This is a genomic window from Lacisediminimonas sp. (genome assembly GCF_030645335.1).
Classification (GTDB): Bacteria; Pseudomonadota; Gammaproteobacteria; order Burkholderiales; family Burkholderiaceae_D; genus Lacisediminimonas.
In genome coordinates this window covers 1-3,195 of record NZ_JAUSNH010000141.1, presented here as the reverse complement: position 1 = coordinate 3,195, position 3,195 = coordinate 1, and the positions used below count along the sequence as shown (strand labels likewise).

Sequence of the window (3,195 nt, the reverse complement as noted above, 5' to 3'; positions counted from 1 at the left end):
GACAACCCCCACCACCCCACCACAAAGCCTACAATCCCCCACCCGCCCCCATCATCAGCAAAAGTCACGCTCCATGACTATTAATCGATTGAACTCCCTCCCCAATATCCCGATACTTGCCAAACTTGCGACCAAGCCGGCATGTGCCCGCCCGTCCGAAGGAGAGAAATTGAACACCGTCAACGCGTTTTGGCCTGCAGCAGCAGGCGAAGGGAAGCGGCCATGAAAGCGGCAGCATTCGATTACGTCTGCGCCAGCAGCCTGGAGCACGCACTGGAGGTACTCGACGCCAACGCGTCGGACGCCAAACTGATTGCCGGCGGCCAGAGCCTGGTCCCGATGATGGCAATGCGACTGGCGCGCCCGGCGCTGCTGGTCGACATCAACCGGCTGGGCGAACTGAAGAATATCCAGATCGCCGCCGACCACGTCACAATGGGCGCGGCAACCCGCCAGCGCGACGTCGAGTTCAACACCGAATTGCACAAGTCGCTGCCACTGGTGCGCGATGCGCTCAAGTGGGTCGGCCACGTCCAGACCCGCAACCGCGGCACCGTCGGCGGCAGCCTGGTACATGCCGATCCATCGGCAGAGTTGCCACTGGCAGCCAGCATCCTCAACGCCGGCCTGCGCTTGCGCAGCAAATCCGGCGGCGTGCGCACGGTACCGGCATCCGAATTTTTCATGGGGCCGATGTTTACCGCGGTCGGTGAAACCGAATGCCTGGTCGAGATCGAATGGCCGGTCTGGCAAGGGCCCGGCGTGGTGACGATATTCGATGAAGTGGCGATGCGCCACGGCGACTTTGCCATGGCCTCGGCCGCGTGCCAGTTGCAGATCGGCGCTGACGGCGTTTGCCAGCGTGCGGCATTTGGGCTGGGTGGCGTGGACGGCATACCGCTGGCGTTCCCGGAGCTGGCGCAGCAACTGGTGGGCCGCAAGATCGATGAAAAGCTGGCCAAGGACGTGGCCCATGCCGCGGCACAGAGCGCCGAGCCCGGCTCGGACATGCATGCCGACGCCGATTACCGACGTCACCTGGCAACAGTGCTGCTGTCGCGCATGCTGGCCAAAGCCGGCCAGGGCCAACGCGCCGTGGCCAAGGCATAAAAGGAGAGATCACAATGTCAAACAATCTGGTGAAAGTCACCCTCAAGGTCAACGGTACGGTGCAGTCGCGCCAGGTCGAAGCGCGCACCACGCTGGTGGATTTCCTGCGTGACCACCTGCTGCTGACCGGCACGCACGTCGGCTGTGAACACGGCATTTGCGGCGCTTGTTCCGTATTGCTCAACGGCGAGCCGGTGCGCTCGTGCTGCACGTTTGCCGTGCAGGTGGATGGCATGGAAATCACCACGGTCGAAGGCCTGGCGCCGGAACGCGGCCAGATGTCGAAGATCCAGGACGCGTTCTGCGAAAAGCACGCCATGCAATGCGGCTACTGAACGCCCGGCATGCTGATCGCCTGCCATGCGCTGGTCGCTAAAAACCCGCATCCGGACGAGCAGCAAATCCGCGAAGCCATCGGCGGCAACTTGTGCCGCTGCACCGGCTATCAACAGATCGTCGATGCGGTCAAGCATGCGACCAGCCCGGACGCCAAGGAGGGTGCGCATCATGGCTGATCCAAAATTCCGTTACGTAGGCCGCCATCGGCGCGCAGTCGAGCACAAGCGTTTCGTGTTCGGCCAGGGCCGCTATGCGGCAGATATCCAGGTGCCGGGCCTGTTGCATGTGGCGATTGTCGCCAGCCCGTATGCCAGTGCAAAGATCCTGTCGATCGATGTGTCCGGGGCGCTGGCCATGCCGGGCGTGCATGCGGTGCTGACCGGCGAAGAATTCCATGCCAATACCGATCCCTCGCTGCCCGGCGTCGATGCCGCCAGCGTGACCCGTTATTCGCTGGCCAAGGATGTGGTGCGCTACGCCGGCGAATGGGTGGTCGCCGTGGTGGCCGATTCGCGCGCACTGGCGGAAGACGCCAGCGAACTGGTGCAGGTCGAATACGAACAGATGCCGCATGTGGTCGATCCGGAATTCTCGCTGACCGAGGCCGCGCCGCTGGTGCATCCGTCGCATGGCACCAACACCATCCTGCGCCGCAAGTTTACCTGGGGTGCGGTGGACGAGGACTTCGAGCGGGCGCAGCACAAGTTGTCGTACCGGGTGCGCTGGGCGCGCAGCTCCACCGTGCCGATCGAAACCTTCGTGGTCACCTGCTCGTGGAACGATACGACGCAGATCCTGGATGTCTGGGCCTCGATCCAGATGCCGAAATACCCGGACCAGATCGCCAAGTGCCTGCGCATGCCGGGCAATAATGTGCGCGTGCATTTCGACGTCGACGTCGGCGGCAGTTATGGCGTCAAGCGTGGGCTCAAGCATTCGGTGCTGGTGGGTTACCTGTCGCGCAAGCTGGGCCGTCCGGTGCGCTTCCTGGAAGACCGCCTGGAAAACATGCGCGGTGGCGACATGCAGGGTCCGGACCGGATTTTCGATGTCACGCTGGCGTTTGAAGCCGACGGCGCGATCAAGTCGATGCGCATGCGCGCGATCGACGATATCGGCGCGTATTCGGGCCGCTCGCCGCTGCAACTGGGCAAGCCAGTGGGCGCCATCGTCGGGCCATACCGGATCGGCAGTGTCGAATATGAAGCCGTTTCGGTACTGACCAACAAGACGCCGCAAGAAGCCGTGCGCGGCTTTGGCCAGGCGCCGACCAACTATGCAATCGAGACCGGCATCGACAAGGTGGCCCGCTACCTGGGCATGGACCGGATCGAACTGCGGCACCGCAACCTGATCGGCCGGGATGAGTTCCCCTACCTGATCCCGAGCGGCACCCATTACGATTCGGGCGATTACGAAACCGTGCTCGGCAAGGCGATGGCAACGGCGAAATTCGACGAGCTGGTCAAGGAGCGCGATGCGCTGCGCGCCAGCGGCCTGTTGGCCGGCATCGGCATTTCCACTTGCCTGGAGCCGTCGGGCGGCAACTCGTCCTTCGAGCCGCTGCTGAATCCAAAAAACAAGACCACCACCTGGATGGATTCCTGCCTGGTGCGGATTGACTTGTCCGGTTCGATCACGGCCATGATGGGCACCTCGACCTCGGGCCAGGCGCACGAGACGCTGGTGTCGACCGTGGTCGGCGAGATCCTGCAGCGCGAGCCCGACAGCATCCGCGTGCTGCAT

The 3,195-nt window shown here is 63.3% G+C and carries 3 protein-coding genes and 1 pseudogene; all 4 read left to right on the top strand.

Features of this window, described 5'->3' with window-relative positions:
- On the top strand, positions 1-226 hold a 226-nt coding region (locus tag Q7T64_RS10250; protein ID WP_304795182.1), incomplete at its 5' end, for a hypothetical protein.
- Positions 223-1,110, top strand: coding sequence for a xanthine dehydrogenase family protein subunit M (locus Q7T64_RS10245; RefSeq protein ID WP_304795181.1), 888 nt, complete (start codon positions 223-225; stop codon positions 1,108-1,110). The genes Q7T64_RS10250 and Q7T64_RS10245, both read left to right, overlap by 4 nt.
- 14 nt (positions 1,111-1,124) lie before the next feature.
- Positions 1,125-1,625, top strand: a pseudogene (locus tag Q7T64_RS18125) ((2Fe-2S)-binding protein).
- On the top strand, positions 1,618-3,195 hold a 1,578-nt coding region (locus tag Q7T64_RS10230; RefSeq protein WP_304795176.1), incomplete at its 3' end, for a xanthine dehydrogenase family protein molybdopterin-binding subunit. The pseudogene Q7T64_RS18125 and the gene Q7T64_RS10230, both read left to right, overlap by 8 nt.

What these genes read in the sequence shown, in the direction of transcription:
- Q7T64_RS10245 (WP_304795181.1), top strand. Translation starts at nt 223, where the DNA reads ATGAAAGCGGCAGCATTCGATTACGTCTGCGCCAGCAGCCTGGAGCAC.